Genomic DNA, 14,246 nt, shown 5'->3' with positions numbered 1-14,246 from the left:
ACCCGCTCCCACAGGGACCGCACAAGCCCATGGCCTGCGGTGTACCTGTGGGAGCGGGTTCACCCGCGAAGAGGCCGGCACAGGCAACACAAGGGTCAGTAGAACAGCCGATACCCCACCAGCCCCGCCACTTCATTGAGCAACTGCCCGCTCTGCCACATCGCCCGGCTCTCCGGCAGCAACCCACCGAACGGCCGCGCATGATCGCGCCCGAGGAACCCGACCGGCGCCGGCACCACCTCGAACCCCGCCTGCTCGAAGCTCCAGCGCGAGCGCTGCATGTGCCACGCCTGGGTCACCACGACCACCCGGCGAATCCCCAACGGCTGCAGCACCTTGGCCGTCAGCCGGGCATTTTCCCAGGTCGTGCGGCTGCCCTCCTCCCGCCATTTCACCTCGACACCGAAATCTTCACGCAGGCGATCAGCCATCAACCGCGCCTCGCTCGGCGGCGTGCCATAGTGCAACCCGCCACTGGTCAGCACCGGCAAGCCCGAAGCCTTGGCCAGCCGCGCGGCGAAGCGCATGCGCTCCAGCGCCGTGGCCGTGGGCTGGTCGCTACCATCCCAGGCCGGGTCACCCCGCTCACGCCCCGCGCCCAGCACCACGATGGCATCCGCCCGGCTTGCCAGGCCGGCCCAATCACTGACCGCCAGCGGCGCTTCCGTCTCCAGCACACGAGCGGTTTCCTGCACCACCAGCGGCAGGCTCATCAGCCACAGGCCACCAAGGCCCACGGCAAAACACAGCGCTGCCAGCCTGGGCCGGCGACGGCGCAGCCACCACGCCACAAGCAGCAGCAGGAACAGGACGCCTGGCGGCATCAGCCATTGTTTTACGAAGAATCGGATCGGCATTGGCCACACCTCCTTGGCAGGCGTGCAGCCTAGAAGGATCGACGCCGGTCAACAAGGGTGAGGCCGGCGCCGATCGTGAGCTGTGCAAATTTTGAAGAACCGGCGCGCGATAGCCTGCGCCTGGCGTCCTGAACGGCTAGCGATGTGGCAGCGTCCTGGATCTCGCCGTGCTGGCGGGGCGTTTCTTGTCCTTGAGCCAGATGATCTTGGCCGATGTCGGCTCCGCTTGTGGGTAACTGCCGACACAGGCATTGTGGCGCTCCGGGAGGGAATCCAGGTAGGCCTTGATCAGTTCGAACTCTGCGTGGCTCAGGCCACGCAACTCCAGCTCGGCTGGCATTTCGTCGCGCAATCGCACCGAGGTCCTGGCCACTTCCAGCGCCAGGCCAAGCCGGTCGATCAGGCGTTCGTATAGCTCCGGTCTGATTGCGGGTAGCTGCGTCTCTCCCATCCGTTCACCTCATTGAAGATAAGAATATCTCCCCCCACACCTGAGCTTAGCGTCGTTGCAAAAAGCAGCCGTGTGCCGCGACCAGCGGGCATTCGCAACGAAGGTTTCCCACGATGCGCGGCGCTGCTGTATGCTACGGCGTTCACTCTAAACGACACCGGAGTGCCGGACGCAGCGAGGTTCCGCTGCCTGGAACAAGGTCTCTTCCCTCTCAGCAAAAAGTAGCCATGCACGAACAATACACGCCCCGTGATATCGAAGCCGCCGCCCAGAAGTTCTGGGACGAGCAACAATCGTTCGCTGTTACCGAACAGCCAGGCAAGGACACCTACTACTGCCTGTCGATGTTCCCGTACCCGAGCGGCAAGCTACACATGGGCCACGTGCGCAACTACACCATCGGTGACGTGATTGCCCGCTACCAGCGCATGCTGGGCAAGAACGTCCTGCAGCCGATGGGCTGGGACGCTTTCGGCATGCCCGCGGAAAACGCGGCGATGAAGAACAACGTCGCCCCGGCCAAGTGGACGTACGAAAACATCGACTACATGAAGACCCAGCTCAAGAGCCTGGGCCTGGCCATCGACTGGGCACGTGAAGTCACCACCTGCAAGCCCGACTACTACCGCTGGGAGCAGTGGCTGTTCACCCGCCTGTTCGAGAAAGGCATCATCTACCGCAAGAACGGTACCGTGAACTGGGACCCGGCGGACCAGACCGTACTGGCCAACGAGCAGGTCATCGACGGCCGTGGCTGGCGTTCGGGCGCGCTGATCGAGAAGCGCGAAATCCCGATGTACTACTTCCGCATCACCGACTACGCCGACGAGCTGCTGGAAAGCCTCGACGAGCTGCCGGGCTGGCCTGAGCAGGTCAAGACCATGCAGCGCAACTGGATCGGCAAGTCGCGCGGCATGGAAGTGCAGTTCCCGTTCGACCTGGCCAGCATCGGCCACGAAGGCACCCTCAAGGTCTTCACCACCCGTCCCGACACGCTGATGGGCGCCACCTACGTCGCCGTCGCCGCCGAACACCCGCTGGCCACCCAGGCCGCCCAGGGCAACCCGGCGCTGCAGGCGTTCATCGACGAGTGCAAGAGCGGCAGCGTTGCCGAAGCCGACATGGCCACCCAGGAGAAGAAGGGCATGGCCACTTCCCTGCTGGTCGAGCACCCGCTGACCGGCGAGAAGTTGCCGGTATGGGTCGCCAACTACGTGCTGATGCACTACGGCGATGGCGCCGTCATGGCCGTGCCGGCACACGATGAGCGCGACTTCGAGTTCGCCCACAAGTACAACCTGCCGGTCAAGGCCGTGGTGCGCACCAGCGCTGGCGACGAAGTCGGCAACGAGTGGCTGGCCGCCTATGGCGAGCACGGCCAGCTGATCAACTCCGGCGAGTTCGACGGCCTGGACTTCGCCGGTGCCTTCGACGCCATCGAAGCCGCCCTGATCCGCAAGGAGCTGGGCAAATCGCGTACCCAGTTCCGCCTGCGCGACTGGGGTATCAGCCGCCAGCGCTACTGGGGCTGCCCGATCCCGATCATCCACTGCCCGTCCTGCGGCGACGTACCGGTGCCGGAAGACCAGCTGCCGGTCACCCTGCCAGAGAACGTGGTGCCGGACGGTGCCGGTTCGCCGCTGGCGCGCATGCCTGAATTCTACGAGTGCAGCTGCCCGAAATGCGGCACCGCGGCCAAGCGCGAAACCGACACCATGGACACCTTCGTCGAGTCGTCCTGGTACTTCGCCCGCTACGCCTCGCCGAACTACGAAGGTGGCATGGTCGACCCGAAAGCGGCCAACCACTGGCTGCCGGTCGACCAGTACATCGGCGGTATCGAGCACGCCATCCTGCACCTGCTGTACGCGCGCTTCTTCCACAAGCTGATGCGTGACGAAGGCCTGGTCACCTCGAACGAGCCGTTCAAGAACCTGCTGACCCAGGGCATGGTGGTCGCCGAAACCTACTACCGTGTGGCCAGCAACGGCGGCAAGGACTGGTTCAACCCGGCCGATGTCGAAGTCGAGCGCGATGCCAAGGCCAAGATCATTGGCGCCCGCCTGAAGACCGACGGCCTGCCGGTGGAAATCGGTGGCACCGAGAAGATGTCGAAATCGAAGAACAACGGCGTCGACCCGCAATCGATGATCGACCAGTACGGCGCCGACACCTGCCGCCTGTTCATGATGTTCGCCTCGCCGCCCGACATGAGCCTGGAATGGTCCGACTCCGGCGTCGAAGGCGCCAGCCGCTTCCTGCGCCGCGTCTGGCGCCTGGCCCAGGCCCACGTGGCCCAAGGCCTGCCGGGCAAGCTGGATGTCGCCGCCCTGGACGACGCGCAGAAGGTCATCCGCCGCGCCATCCACGCCGCCATCAAGCAGGCCAGCACCGACGTGGGTCAGTTCCACAAGTTCAACACCGCCATCGCCCAGGTGATGACCGTGATGAACGTGCTGGAAAAGGCCCCGCAAGTCACTGAACAGGACCGTGCCCTGCTGCAGGAAGGCCTGGAGGCCGTCACCCTGCTGCTGGCACCGATCACCCCGCACATCTCCCACGAGCTGTGGCAACAGCTGGGCCACCAGCAGGCCGTCATCGACGCCAGCTGGCCAGCCGTCGACGAGGCAGCCCTGGTACAGGACACCGTTACCCTGGTGGTGCAGGTCAACGGCAAGCTGCGTGGCCAGGTCGAAATGCCGGCCGCCGCCAGCCGCGAAGAAATCGAAGCCGCCGCGCGCAGCAACGAGAACGTCCTGCGCTTCATCGATGGCCTGACCATCCGCAAGGTCATCGTGGTACCGGGCAAGCTGGTCAACATCGTCGCCAACTGATGGCAACGCCCGCCCGCAGCCACTGCGGGCGGGCGAACAGGCCCACAAGGGAGCAACAACATGATCAAACGCAATTTGCTGGTAATTGGCCTGGCGGTCATGCTCAGCGCCTGCGGTTTCCAGCTGCGTGGCACCGGCTCTACCGAACTGAGCGTGAAGGAAATGGACGTAAGTGCGCGCAACGCCTACGGCCCCACCGTGGTCCAGCTGCGTGAAGTACTGCAGCGTAGCGGTGTCAACGTGCACGCTGGCGCACCGTACCGCCTGGTGCTGACCAACGAGCAGGAGCGCGAGCGCTCGGCGACCTACAACAGCGGCAACCGTACCGCCGAATACGAGCTGACCACCGTGCTGAACTACAGCATCCAGGGCCTGAACAACCTGGAGCTGATGAGCGACAAGCTGGAAGTGCGCAAGATCTACTTGCGTGACGGCTCGAACATCACCGGCTCCGAGCAGGAAGCCAACCGCGCCCGCGAAGAAATGCGTCGCGACCTGGTCAACGCCATGGTCGTTCGCCTGCAGATGCTGACCCCGTCCCAGCTGGACGAGCTGCAGCGTCAAGCCGACGAACGTGCCAAGGCCGAAGCCGCTGCGCTGGAGGCCGCTCGCCGCCAGCAGGCCGAAACGCCTCAGCAGTCGCCACTGGAAGTACCGGGCAACTAAGCCCGAGCGGGGTACCTTCGGGTGCCCCGCCTGTTTCCCATGAAGCTCGCCCCCGCCCAACTCAACAAGCACCTGCAAGGCGCCCTGGCACCGGTCTACGTGGTCAGCGGCGACGACCCGCTGCTGTGCCAGGAAGCCGCCGACGCCATCCGCAACGCCGCGCGCCAGCAGGGCTTCGACGAACGCCAGGTATTCAGTGCCGACGCCAATTTCGACTGGGGCACCCTGCTCCAGGCTGGCGCCAGCCTGTCCCTGTTCGCCCAGCGCCGCCTGCTGGAATTGCGCCTGCCCTCGGGCAAGCCCGGTGACAAGGGCGCTGCTGCGCTGATGGAATACTGCGCCAACCCCGCCGAAGACACCCTGCTGCTGGTCAGCCTGCCCAAGCTCGACGGCAGCGCACAGAAGACCAAGTGGGGCAAGGCGCTGATCGAAGGCGCCCACTGCCAGTTCATCCAGATCTGGCCGGTGGATGTGCACCAGCTGCCGCAGTGGATCAACCAGCGCCTGCAGCAGGCCGGCCTGTCGGCACAGCGTGACGCCGTCGACCTGATTGCCGCACGCGTGGAAGGCAACCTGCTGGCTGCAGCGCAGGAAATCGAAAAGCTCAAGCTGCTTGCCGAAGGTAACCAGATCACCGTGGAGACCGTGCAGGCCGCCGTCGCCGACAGCGCCCGCTTCGATGTCTTCGGCCTGGTCGATGCCATTCTCAACGGCGAAGCCGCGCATGCCTTGCGCATGCTCGAAGGCTTGCGCGGTGAAGGCGTGGAGCCACCAGTGATTCTCTGGGCCCTGGCACGTGAGCTGCGCCAGCTGGCCGGGCTGGCCCAGCAGTTCAGCCAGGGTGTACCGCTGGACAAGGCCTTCAGCCAGGCCCGCCCGCCGATCTGGGACAAACGCCGGCCACTGGTCAGCAAGGCCCTGCAGCGCCTGTCGGCGCAGCGCTGGCCGCAGTTGCTGCAAGATGCCCAGCGTATCGATGCACAGATCAAGGGCCAGGCCGAGGGCTCGCCGTGGACTGGCCTGGCGCGCTTGTCGCTGCTGATGGCCGGCCAGCGCCTGACACTGCCTCCCGAGTAACATTCAAAGGCCCAATCGCCGGCAAGCCAGCTCCTACAGGGATATAACAGGCCCTGGAGGCTGTGCTGTACCTGTGGGAGCTGGCTTGCCGGCGATCGGGCGCTCGAACCATATACACAATCAATTGGCCCCACCCTGCCCCAAGCCCTACAGTGCGCCGCGAAACCCACCCAACCCGGGAACCCCGCCATGAGCAAAAAGCCGAAAAAGCACGGCCCCAACAAGGCCAAGTCGATCATCGCCCAACCGCTGTTCCGCTGCCGCCAGGAACAGCCGAACAAGGGCAAAGGCAGCTACCGCCGCGAAGCCTTCCAATCGAGAGATTGGGAGGCTTCCTACTTTTTGGCTGCATGAAAGCATCGAAAGCGCAGGCATGGTATGGTCGTCACCTGACCTGCAATTCTGGATCTGTGAATGCTCCTCAGTCTTCTCCCCCGCTGGAAAACCCGTCAGCTGATCGCGGCCTCCAGTTTCATCCTGCTCGTGGCCTGCGCAGAAAAGCCCACCGCTGCCGATGCCCTGCCGCTGGCCCCCGCCCAGCCCGCCCCGGTGGTGACCCTGCCCGGCACGACGCCCGACACCAGCACTGAAATCCAGCCTCTGCAAACCTTCGCACAATGGCAAGCAGGCTTTCGCCAGCAAGCCCTGCAAGCCGGCATTTCGCAGGACACCTTCGACCGCGCCTTCCTCGGCGTCACCCCCGACATGGACGTGATCAAGGCCGATCGCAGCCAGCCGGAGTTCACCCGCCCGGTATGGGAATACCTCGAAGGCGCCCTGTCGCCCCTGCGTGTGCGCAACGGCAAGAAGCTGCTGGAGCAGAACGCCGAACTGCTGACCCGCATCGAGCAACGCTATGGCGTCGATCGCCAGGTGCTGGTCGCGGTATGGGGCATGGAAAGCAACTTCGGCCAGTTCCAGGGCAACAAGTCGGTGATCCGCTCGCTGGCTACCCTGGCCTATGAGGGCCGCCGCCCGCAGTTCGCCCAGGACCAGCTGATCGCTGCGCTGCAGATCATCCAGCATGGCGACATCCAGCCTGAGGCCATGCGTGGCTCGTGGGCCGGCGCCATGGGCCAGACCCAGTTCATCCCGACCACCTACAACACCCATGCCGTGGACTTCGACGGCGATGGCCGCCGTGACATCTGGAACAGCACGCCAGACGCCCTGGCCTCGACCGCGCACTATCTGCAGAGCTCGGGCTGGAAACGTGGCCAGCCGTGGGGCTTCGAGGTACAGGTGCCGCCTGGCTTCGATTACTGGCAGGCCGATGGCGCCCTGCGCAAGCCGGTGAGCGAGTGGCTGGCGATGGGCGTGAAACTGCCTGCCGGTACCCAGCTGCCAGTGGGCAGCAACCAGCTGTCTGCCGCCCTGCTGCTGCCAGCGGGCGCGCGTGGCCCGGCGTTCCTGGTGCTGGACAACTTCCGCGCCATCCTCAAGTACAACAACTCGTCATCCTACGCGCTGGCGGTAAGCCTGCTGGGTGATCGCTTCACGGGCTGGGGCTTCATTGCCGGCAGCTGGCCGAAAGAAGACCTGCCGCTCAGCCGCAGCGAGCGCATGGAGCTGCAGAACCTGCTGAACAGCAATGGGCACGAAGCCGGCAATGCCGATGGCATCATTGGCGCCAATACCCGCAAGGCGATCCGCAATGCCCAGCAGGGGTTGGGGTGGCCGGCGGATGGGTATCCGACGCACAAGCTGCTCGAGAGCCTGCGTCAGCAGTGAGCATTTTGGGGCCGCTGCGCGGCCCATCGCGACACAAGGCCGCTCCTACAAGCGATCGCGAACCATCGGGGTAACGCGGTCTCCTGTAGGAGCGGCCTTGTGTCGCGATGGGCTGCAAAGCAGCCCCGGCAATCTCAAGCCTGGAAAAGATCCTGCTCCAGCAGCAAGCTCTGCCGATCACTGTCCAGCCTTACGCGAGCCCCCAAAGGCAAGCACACATTCGGGTCACAATGCCCACTGCGCCACCCTGCCAGCACCGGCACACCCAGCGGTGCGAAGATATCCTCCAGCAGGGGCGTCAACGCCGCAGTGGTAATCCCGGCAAAGTCCCCCACCAGCACACCCTTCACCCCCTCCAGCTTGCCCGCCAGGCGCAGCTGGGTCAGCAAGCGATCCACCCGGTACAGCGGCTCGTTGACGTCCTCGATGAACAGGATGCAACCCTGCGTATCCAGCTCGGCAATCGTCCCCAGGGTCGCGCCCAGCATCGACAGGTTGCCGCCCAGCAGCGGCCCGCTGGCCACCCCATGCAGCACGCTGCTCAAGGCGAAGTCAGCTGGGTGCACGATCTGTTCCCCTGCCCGCACATGCCCACCCAGCTGCGCCAGCAACGAAGTCTCGGTTGGCGGCAACTTGGCTCCCAGCAGGTCGGCATTGAGCATCCCGCCATGGAAGGTGAGCAGCCCGGCATGCCGGTAGATCGCCGTGTGCAGCGCGGTGATGTCGCTGTAGCCGATCAGCGGCTTGGGGTTGCGCCGGATCAGTTCGAAATCGAGCTGGTCGAGCAGGCGCATGCTGCCGTACCCCCCACGCATGCACAGAATGGCGTCGATGGCCGGGTCGGCAAAGGCATCATGCAGGTCCTGCAACCGCTGCCGGTCCGGCCCCGCCAGGTAGCCCTGAGCCTGAAGGGCGCCCGGGTAGATGCGGCAACTGTAGCCTCGATCAACGAACCACTGGTTGACCTTGTGCGTATCCAGCCGCGCCGCGCCCGCCGGGGCGACAATGGCAAAACAGGCATCACGCGGCAGCGCGGCGGGCAGGCTGGGTTGGAAGGTTTCGGCGCAGTTCATCGCGGCTCCTTGCAGCGCGTGTGGCACAAACAAAAATGCCGATGCCGCCCTTCGGCGCGCATCGGCATGCGTAGCTCTGTGCTTGGCTCAGAGCTTGATCTTGGCTTCGTGAGCCTGCTGGTCAGCGTGGTACGAAGAACGCACCAGCGGGCCGGAAGCGACGTTCTTGAAGCCCATCTTGTAACCTTCCTCGGCGAACCAGGCGAAGGTGTCCGGGTGGACGAAACGCTGCACCGGCAGGTGGCTGCGCGACGGCTGAAGGTACTGGCCGAGGGTGAGCATGTCGATGTCATGCTCGCGCATGCGGTGCATCACTTCGATCACTTCCTCGTCGGTCTCGCCCAGGCCGAGCATCAGGCCCGACTTGGTCGGTACGTGCGGCACCAGCTGCTTGAACTTCTGCAGCAGGTCCAGCGACCAGTCGTAGTCCGAACCCGGGCGTGCGGCCTTGTACAGGCGCGGTACGGTCTCGAGGTTGTGGTTGAACACATCCGGCGGCTCTTGCGCGGTGATCTCCAGGGCAATATCCATGCGCCCACGGTAGTCCGGCACCAGGGTTTCCAGCTGTACGCCCGGCGACAGCGCACGGATTTCGCGGATGCAGTCGGCAAAGTGCTGGGCACCACCGTCACGGAGGTCGTCGCGGTCCACCGAGGTGATCACCACGTACTTCAGGCGCAGGTCGGCGATGGCGATGGCCAGGTTCTTCGGCTCGTCCAGGTCCAGCGGTTTCGGCCGGCCGTGGCCAACGTCGCAGAACGGGCAACGACGGGTGCAGATGTCACCCATGATCATGAAGGTGGCGGTGCCACCGGAGAAGCACTCGCCCAGGTTCGGGCAGGATGCCTCTTCGCATACGCTGTGCAGCTTGTGCTTGCGCAGCAGCTGCTTGATGCGGTCTACCTCGGGCGACACCGGGATACGCACGCGGATCCAGTCGGGCTTCTTCGGCAGCTCTTCGGTGGGGATGATCTTCACCGGAATGCGCGCCACCTTTTCGGCACCACGCAGCTTGACCCCGGCTTCCACCTTCTTCGGCGCTGGGCGCGGGGTGGCATCCTGGGTAGGTATCAGGTTCGGCACGGCTTCTTGCACAGTTGTCATATTCAGTCGATTCCGCCCGTGAGGGTCGTCTGCTCAGCGTAGTCGAGGTGCTTGACCAGCTGTCCGCGCAGCCTTGTCCTGACCTCGTCGAGTTCGATCGGACCTGCCAGGTCGCGCAGCTGGGTCATCGCCAGCCCCGCATAGCCGCAGGGGTTGATTCGGCGGAATGGCGCGAGGTCCATGTCCACGTTCAGGGCAAGGCCGTGGAACGAACGGCCGTTGCGGATTCGCAGGCCGAGGGAGGCGATTTTCGCTCCGTCGACATAGACGCCCGGGGCATCGGGCTTGGCCGCGGCCTGGACATCGTAACTGGCGAGCAGGTCGATGAGGGTCTGCTCGATACGGCTGACCAGCTCACGCACGCCAAAGCCCAGCCGGCGCACATCCAGCAGCAGGTAGGCAACCAGCTGCCCGGGGCCATGGTAGGTCACCTGGCCACCGCGATCGGTCTGCACCACCGGGATGTCGCCCGGCACCAGCAGGTGCTCGGCCTTGCCGGCCTGGCCCTGGGTGAAGACCGCGGGGTGCTCGACCAGCCACACTTCATCCTGGCTGTCCGGGCTGCGCTGCTCGGTGAAGCGACGCATGGCCTCCAGCACCGGTTCGTAGGGCTGCAGGCCAAGCTCGCGAAAACCGAGGCAGGCGGACATCAGAGCACCATTTTCACGATGCCGGTAGCGCGCAGGGCGCTGTTGATATCGTGAAGCTGGTTCTCGCTTTCGGCAACGATGTGCAATTGCACGGTGGTGTACTTGCCTTCCTTGCTCTGGCGCTCGGCCAGGGTGGAAAGGTCGACCTTGGCGTGCTTGCTCAGGATCTCGATCACCGTGTCCTTGAAGCCGACAACGGTGTCACCGATGACCTTGATCGGGTAATCGTCGCAGGGGAATTCGATCTTGTGCGACTTGACGTCTGGTTCGCTCATGGCGGAAACGGCCTCGTAAGCCGTGGCAACAACAACGCCCCCGCAGGATACGCGGGGGCATGCAGGTCACGTATCAGTTGAACAACCCGTAGAAGAATAGACGGATGCTATCCCACATACGGCGGAAGAAACCACCTTCCTCGACGCCATCGAGGGCGATCAGGTCGGCGCTGTGAACCACTTTCTCGTCCAGTTTGACTTCCACTTTGCCGATCACGTCACCTTTGGCGATTGGCGCGGTGAGCTGCGGGTTCATGGTCATCGAAGCCTGGAGGCGCTTCAATTGGCCTTTAGGCATAGTCAGGGTCAGGTCGTTGGCCAGGCCGGCTTTCACTTCGCCAGTCGCGCCCTTCCAGACCGGCGACTTGGTCAGCTCGGTACCCTTCTGGTAGAAGGTCTGGGTTTCGAAGAAGCGGAAGCCGTAGGTCAGCAGCTTCTGGGTCTCGGCAGCACGCGACTGCTCGCTGTTGGTGCCGAACACCACGGCGATCAGGCGCTGGCCATCGCGAACGGCCGAAGCCACCATGCAGTAGCCGGCTTCGTCGGTGTGGCCGGTCTTCAGGCCGTCGACGGTCTTGTCACGCCACAGCAGCAGGTTGCGGTTTGGCTGCTTGATGTTGTTCCAGAAGAACTCTTTCTGCGAGTAGATGGCGTAGTGGGCCGGGTCGACGTTGATGATCGCACGGGCCAGGGTGGCCATGTCGTGGGCCGACGAGTAGTGCTCCGGATGCGGCAGGCCGGTCGGGTTCATGAAGTGGCTGTTGGCCATGCCCAGGTCGGCAGCGGTCTTGTTCATCATGTCGGCGAAGGCGTCTTCGCTGCCGGCGATGTGCTCGGCCAGGGCGACCGAGGCGTCGTTGCCGGACTGGATGATGATGCCGTGCAGCAGGTCGCTGACGGTCACCTGGCTGCCCACCTTGATGAACATGCGCGAACCGCCGGTACGCCAGGCGTTTTCGCTGACGGTAACCGGGTCGTTTTCACCGATCTGGCCGCGACGGATGTCCAGGGTGGCGATGTAGGCCGTCATCAGCTTGGTCAGGCTGGCAGGCGGCAGGCGCTCGTCACCGTTGTTCTCGACCAGCACGTTGCCGCTGGACGCATCCATGAGTACGTAGGACTTGGCTGCCAGTTGCGGTGGCGCCGGCGTCATCTGCTCAGCCGCGAAGGCGGCAGGAGTGATCATCAGCAGTACGGGCAGGCAAAGTCGTTTGGCAAGGTTGGTGATGTTCATCCGTCTCTCGAAAATCGCTAATGGTCTGATGTTCCCTGGGCAAGATCATGTGCCCAGCGCCAGTCAGTCTAGTTTTTGTGGCCGTAGGCCAGGCTCGCAAAGTGCGGCTTTATGTCGCTGCGGGCAAAAGCCGACATTGTACATGCCCACGCCCGGCAATTCATGACAAAACCGACAGTTTGGTGTTGCCTTCTTCGCGGGCGCGCCCGCTCCCACAGGCTTTCGCATGCCCCTGTGGGAGCGGGCGTGCCCGCGAAGAAGGCAACGCGGTCAGTCAGCTGTGACCAGCTTGGCCTGCCCAAGGTTCGCCAGGCGGATGCTGTCCTGCGCTTGCTGGATCTCGCCCTGGCTGTTGATCGGCCCAAGGCGCACGCGGTGCAGGGTCTGCTGGTTGCGCACGATCGAGCTGATGAACACTGGCGCGCTGACCATGCTGCTGAGCTTGGAGCGCAGCAGTTCGGCGGCGTCCGGGTTGGCGAAGGCGCCCACCTGCAGGAAGCTGCCGCCACTGCCGGCCGGCACGTTGTTGCCAGCCACCTGCACCGGCACCACCGGTGCCGCATGCTGCTGGGGCGGCGGGGTCCATTGCTCGACGCGCCCGGTACTGGCCGGGATTGCCTGGGTCTGGGCCACCTGCGGCTCTTTCAGCACCATCGGTGGAGTCTGGCCACGCTGGGCCCACCATTGCTGCGGGTCGATGCCTTCGACGCGCACGTGCGCGGTACCGATCTCGGCATAACCGAGCTTTTTCGCCGCGGCATAGGACAGGTCGATGATGCGGTCCGAATAGAACGGCCCACGGTCGTTCACCCGCAGGATCACGCTGCGGCCGTTGGCCAGGTTGGTCACCCGCACGTAGGCCGGCAGCGGCAGGGTCTTGTGCGCCGCGCTCATGCCGTACAGGTCGTACAGCTCGCCGTTGGCGGTGTTCTGACCGTGGAACTTGGTGCCGTACCACGACGCGGTGCCCTCCGCACGATAGTTGCGCGAGTCCTGCATCGGGTAGTAGGTCTTGCCCAGCACCGTGTACGGGTTGGCCTTGTAGTTGCCGGTATGCACGGTTGGCGTGGCGTCGGGGATCTTGTTCACATCCACGTCCCACCACGGCGCGCCGTCTTTGTGCGCGCGGTTGATGTCCAGGCCCGGCTGGGTGCGCACCACGTTGCCACTGCTTTGCTGGGACGGGCGGTTGGACGAACAGCTGGCCAGCACCACGCCGACGGCGAGGCAGGTGAGCAGCTTGAAAGAGTTGCCAGAGAAGATTGCGCGCATTACTTGACGCCCCGTGCTTGAACCAGCTGTTCCGATAGCTGATGCACCGCCATGGCATACATCACGCTGCGGTTGTAGCGAGTGATCGCGTAGAAGTTCTTCAGGCCCATCCAGTACTCGGGGCCATTGTCGCCCTCGAGACGGAAGGCGGTAACCGGCAGATCATCGCGCAGCGAATCATGGACCGACCAGCCAAGCGTGCGCAACTCCCCAACGGTTTTTACCGGCTCGATGCCGGTAGTCAGGCCTTCGTCGGCGCGCCCACCGTCCACCCAGGCGCGGCTGACCACACCTTCGCCGGCCACCCAGCCGTGGCGCTTGAAGTAGCTGGCCACGCTGCCAATGGCATCGTCCGGGTTGTTCCAGATATTGATGTGGCCGTCGCCGTCGAAGTCCACCGCAAAGTTGCGGAAGCTGCTCGGCATGAACTGCGGCAGGCCCATGGCGCCGGCGTAGGAGCCCTTGAGCGTCAGCGGGTCGAGCTGCTCCTCACGGGCCAGCAGCAGGAACTCGCGCAGCTCCTTGCGGAAGAATTCGGCCCGTGGCGGGTAGTCGAAGCCCAGGGTCGACAAGGCATCGATCACCCGGTAGTTGCCGGTGTTGCGGCCAAAGAAGGTTTCCACGCCGATGATGGCGACGATGTACTGCGCCGGCACGCCGTATTCCTGCTCGGCACGGGCCAGCACCGCTTCGTGCTGGCGCCAGAAGTCCACACCGCGGGCGATGCGCGCGTCGGTGATGAACATCGGCCGGTAGTCCTTCCAAGGCTTTACCCGTTCGGCCGGGCGCGAAATGGCGTCGAGGATCGACTGTTTGCGCTGCACCTCACTGAACACACCCATCAGCTGCTCAGGGGCAAAGCCATGGTCGCGGCTCATTTCGCCAACGAACTGGGCCACCTGGGGCGAGCCTTGGTAATCGCCGGCATGGGCCAGCTGTACAGCGCCGAACAGGCCCACCGCGCCGATCCACGGCGCACAACGGGCAGCCCAGTTACGCACTGCTTGCATGAAATTCTTCAC

General features: G+C 64.5%; 14 protein-coding genes. 5 read left to right on the top strand and 9 right to left on the bottom strand.

Features of this window, described 5'->3' with window-relative positions:
• Positions 1-95: 95 nt before the first annotated feature.
• Positions 96-857, bottom strand: a complete 762-nt coding sequence (locus CAG34_RS18140) for a YdcF family protein (protein ID WP_085591621.1) — start codon at positions 855-857, stop codon at positions 96-98.
• 136 nt (positions 858-993) lie between these two features.
• Positions 994-1,308, bottom strand: coding sequence for a hypothetical protein (locus CAG34_RS18135; protein ID WP_003257582.1), 315 nt, complete (start codon positions 1,306-1,308; stop codon positions 994-996).
• Positions 1,309-1,535: 227 nt separating this feature from the next.
• Between CAG34_RS18135 and leuS the strand changes: the two genes are divergently transcribed.
• From leuS to CAG34_RS18110, 5 genes are all read left to right on the top strand, one after another.
• Positions 1,536-4,142, top strand: a complete 2,607-nt coding sequence (leuS, locus tag CAG34_RS18130; protein WP_085591619.1) for a leucine--tRNA ligase — start codon at positions 1,536-1,538, stop codon at positions 4,140-4,142.
• 60 nt (positions 4,143-4,202) lie between these two features.
• On the top strand, positions 4,203-4,808 hold the full coding sequence (gene lptE / locus CAG34_RS18125) for an LPS assembly lipoprotein LptE (RefSeq protein WP_003257580.1): 606 nt from the start codon (positions 4,203-4,205) through the stop codon (positions 4,806-4,808).
• Between the two features lie 39 nt (positions 4,809-4,847).
• On the top strand, positions 4,848-5,885 hold the full coding sequence (gene holA, locus CAG34_RS18120) for a DNA polymerase III subunit delta (RefSeq protein WP_085591617.1): 1,038 nt from the start codon (positions 4,848-4,850) through the stop codon (positions 5,883-5,885).
• Between the two features lie 189 nt (positions 5,886-6,074).
• Positions 6,075-6,239: an alternative ribosome rescue factor ArfA gene (gene arfA / locus CAG34_RS18115; RefSeq protein ID WP_003257578.1), complete on the top strand. Its 165-nt coding sequence runs from the start codon at positions 6,075-6,077 to the stop codon at positions 6,237-6,239.
• Positions 6,240-6,299: 60 nt separating this feature from the next.
• A complete protein-coding gene (locus CAG34_RS18110; RefSeq protein ID WP_075046477.1) occupies positions 6,300-7,616 on the top strand; it encodes a lytic murein transglycosylase in 1,317 nt (438 codons plus the stop codon).
• Between the two features lie 134 nt (positions 7,617-7,750).
• Here the strand turns inward: CAG34_RS18110 and CAG34_RS18105 are convergent, their stop codons facing one another.
• The 7 genes from CAG34_RS18105 to mltB all read right to left on the bottom strand — a co-directional run bounded on the left by CAG34_RS18105 (position 7,751) and on the right by mltB (position 14,234).
• Complete coding sequence (locus CAG34_RS18105; RefSeq protein ID WP_054573593.1) at positions 7,751-8,689, bottom strand: LD-carboxypeptidase; 939 nt, start codon at positions 8,687-8,689, stop codon at positions 7,751-7,753.
• An 87-nt stretch (positions 8,690-8,776) separates the two neighbouring features.
• The gene (gene lipA, locus CAG34_RS18100) at positions 8,777-9,793 is read right to left on the bottom strand and encodes a lipoyl synthase (RefSeq protein ID WP_003257574.1); all 1,017 of its coding nucleotides are present in this window, start codon (positions 9,791-9,793) and stop codon (positions 8,777-8,779) included.
• Between the two features lie 2 nt (positions 9,794-9,795).
• Positions 9,796-10,443 (bottom strand): lipoyl(octanoyl) transferase LipB, encoded by a 648-nt coding sequence (gene lipB, locus CAG34_RS18095; RefSeq protein ID WP_013974352.1) that lies wholly within the window; start codon positions 10,441-10,443, stop codon positions 9,796-9,798.
• The gene (locus tag CAG34_RS18090) at positions 10,443-10,718 is read right to left on the bottom strand and encodes a DUF493 domain-containing protein (protein ID WP_003249736.1); all 276 of its coding nucleotides are present in this window, start codon (positions 10,716-10,718) and stop codon (positions 10,443-10,445) included. The genes lipB and CAG34_RS18090 overlap by 1 nt, the downstream gene beginning before the upstream one ends.
• A 73-nt stretch (positions 10,719-10,791) precedes the next feature.
• Positions 10,792-11,952 (bottom strand): D-alanyl-D-alanine carboxypeptidase family protein, encoded by a 1,161-nt coding sequence (locus CAG34_RS18085; protein WP_085591614.1) that lies wholly within the window; start codon positions 11,950-11,952, stop codon positions 10,792-10,794.
• A gap of 270 nt (positions 11,953-12,222) precedes the next feature.
• Complete coding sequence (locus CAG34_RS18080; protein ID WP_046613225.1) at positions 12,223-13,224, bottom strand: septal ring lytic transglycosylase RlpA family protein; 1,002 nt, start codon at positions 13,222-13,224, stop codon at positions 12,223-12,225.
• Entirely contained in the window at positions 13,224-14,234 is a 1,011-nt protein-coding gene (mltB, locus tag CAG34_RS18075; RefSeq protein ID WP_025340767.1) for a lytic murein transglycosylase B, read from the bottom strand. Before mltB ends, CAG34_RS18080 begins: the two co-directional genes overlap by 1 nt.
• Positions 14,235-14,246: the final 12 nt, after the last annotated feature.

Source organism: Pseudomonas sp. B14(2017), from assembly GCF_002113255.1.
Taxonomy (GTDB): domain Bacteria; phylum Pseudomonadota; class Gammaproteobacteria; order Pseudomonadales; family Pseudomonadaceae; genus Aquipseudomonas; species Aquipseudomonas putida_Z.
This window is presented reverse-complemented; position numbering and strand designations above follow the sequence as displayed.

Excerpts from the sequence above, each read along its gene's own strand:
- mltB (WP_025340767.1), bottom strand. The coding sequence starts at position 14,234 with ATGCAAGCAGTGCGTAACTGGGCTGCCCGTTGTGCGCCGTGGATCGGC.
- lipA (WP_003257574.1), bottom strand. The coding sequence starts at position 9,793 with ATGACAACTGTGCAAGAAGCCGTGCCGAACCTGATACCTACCCAGGAT.
- leuS (WP_085591619.1), top strand. The coding sequence starts at position 1,536 with ATGCACGAACAATACACGCCCCGTGATATCGAAGCCGCCGCCCAGAAG.
- CAG34_RS18135 (WP_003257582.1), bottom strand. The coding sequence starts at position 1,308 with ATGGGAGAGACGCAGCTACCCGCAATCAGACCGGAGCTATACGAACGC.
- CAG34_RS18090 (WP_003249736.1), bottom strand. The coding sequence starts at position 10,718 with ATGAGCGAACCAGACGTCAAGTCGCACAAGATCGAATTCCCCTGCGAC.
- holA (WP_085591617.1), top strand. The coding sequence starts at position 4,848 with ATGAAGCTCGCCCCCGCCCAACTCAACAAGCACCTGCAAGGCGCCCTG.
- CAG34_RS18110 (WP_075046477.1), top strand. The coding sequence starts at position 6,300 with ATGCTCCTCAGTCTTCTCCCCCGCTGGAAAACCCGTCAGCTGATCGCG.
- CAG34_RS18140 (WP_085591621.1), bottom strand. The coding sequence starts at position 857 with ATGCCGATCCGATTCTTCGTAAAACAATGGCTGATGCCGCCAGGCGTC.
- CAG34_RS18080 (WP_046613225.1), bottom strand. The coding sequence starts at position 13,224 with ATGCGCGCAATCTTCTCTGGCAACTCTTTCAAGCTGCTCACCTGCCTC.
- CAG34_RS18085 (WP_085591614.1), bottom strand. The coding sequence starts at position 11,952 with ATGAACATCACCAACCTTGCCAAACGACTTTGCCTGCCCGTACTGCTG.
- CAG34_RS18105 (WP_054573593.1), bottom strand. The coding sequence starts at position 8,689 with ATGAACTGCGCCGAAACCTTCCAACCCAGCCTGCCCGCCGCGCTGCCG.
- lptE (WP_003257580.1), top strand. The coding sequence starts at position 4,203 with ATGATCAAACGCAATTTGCTGGTAATTGGCCTGGCGGTCATGCTCAGC.
- arfA (WP_003257578.1), top strand. The coding sequence starts at position 6,075 with ATGAGCAAAAAGCCGAAAAAGCACGGCCCCAACAAGGCCAAGTCGATC.
- lipB (WP_013974352.1), bottom strand. The coding sequence starts at position 10,443 with ATGTCCGCCTGCCTCGGTTTTCGCGAGCTTGGCCTGCAGCCCTACGAA.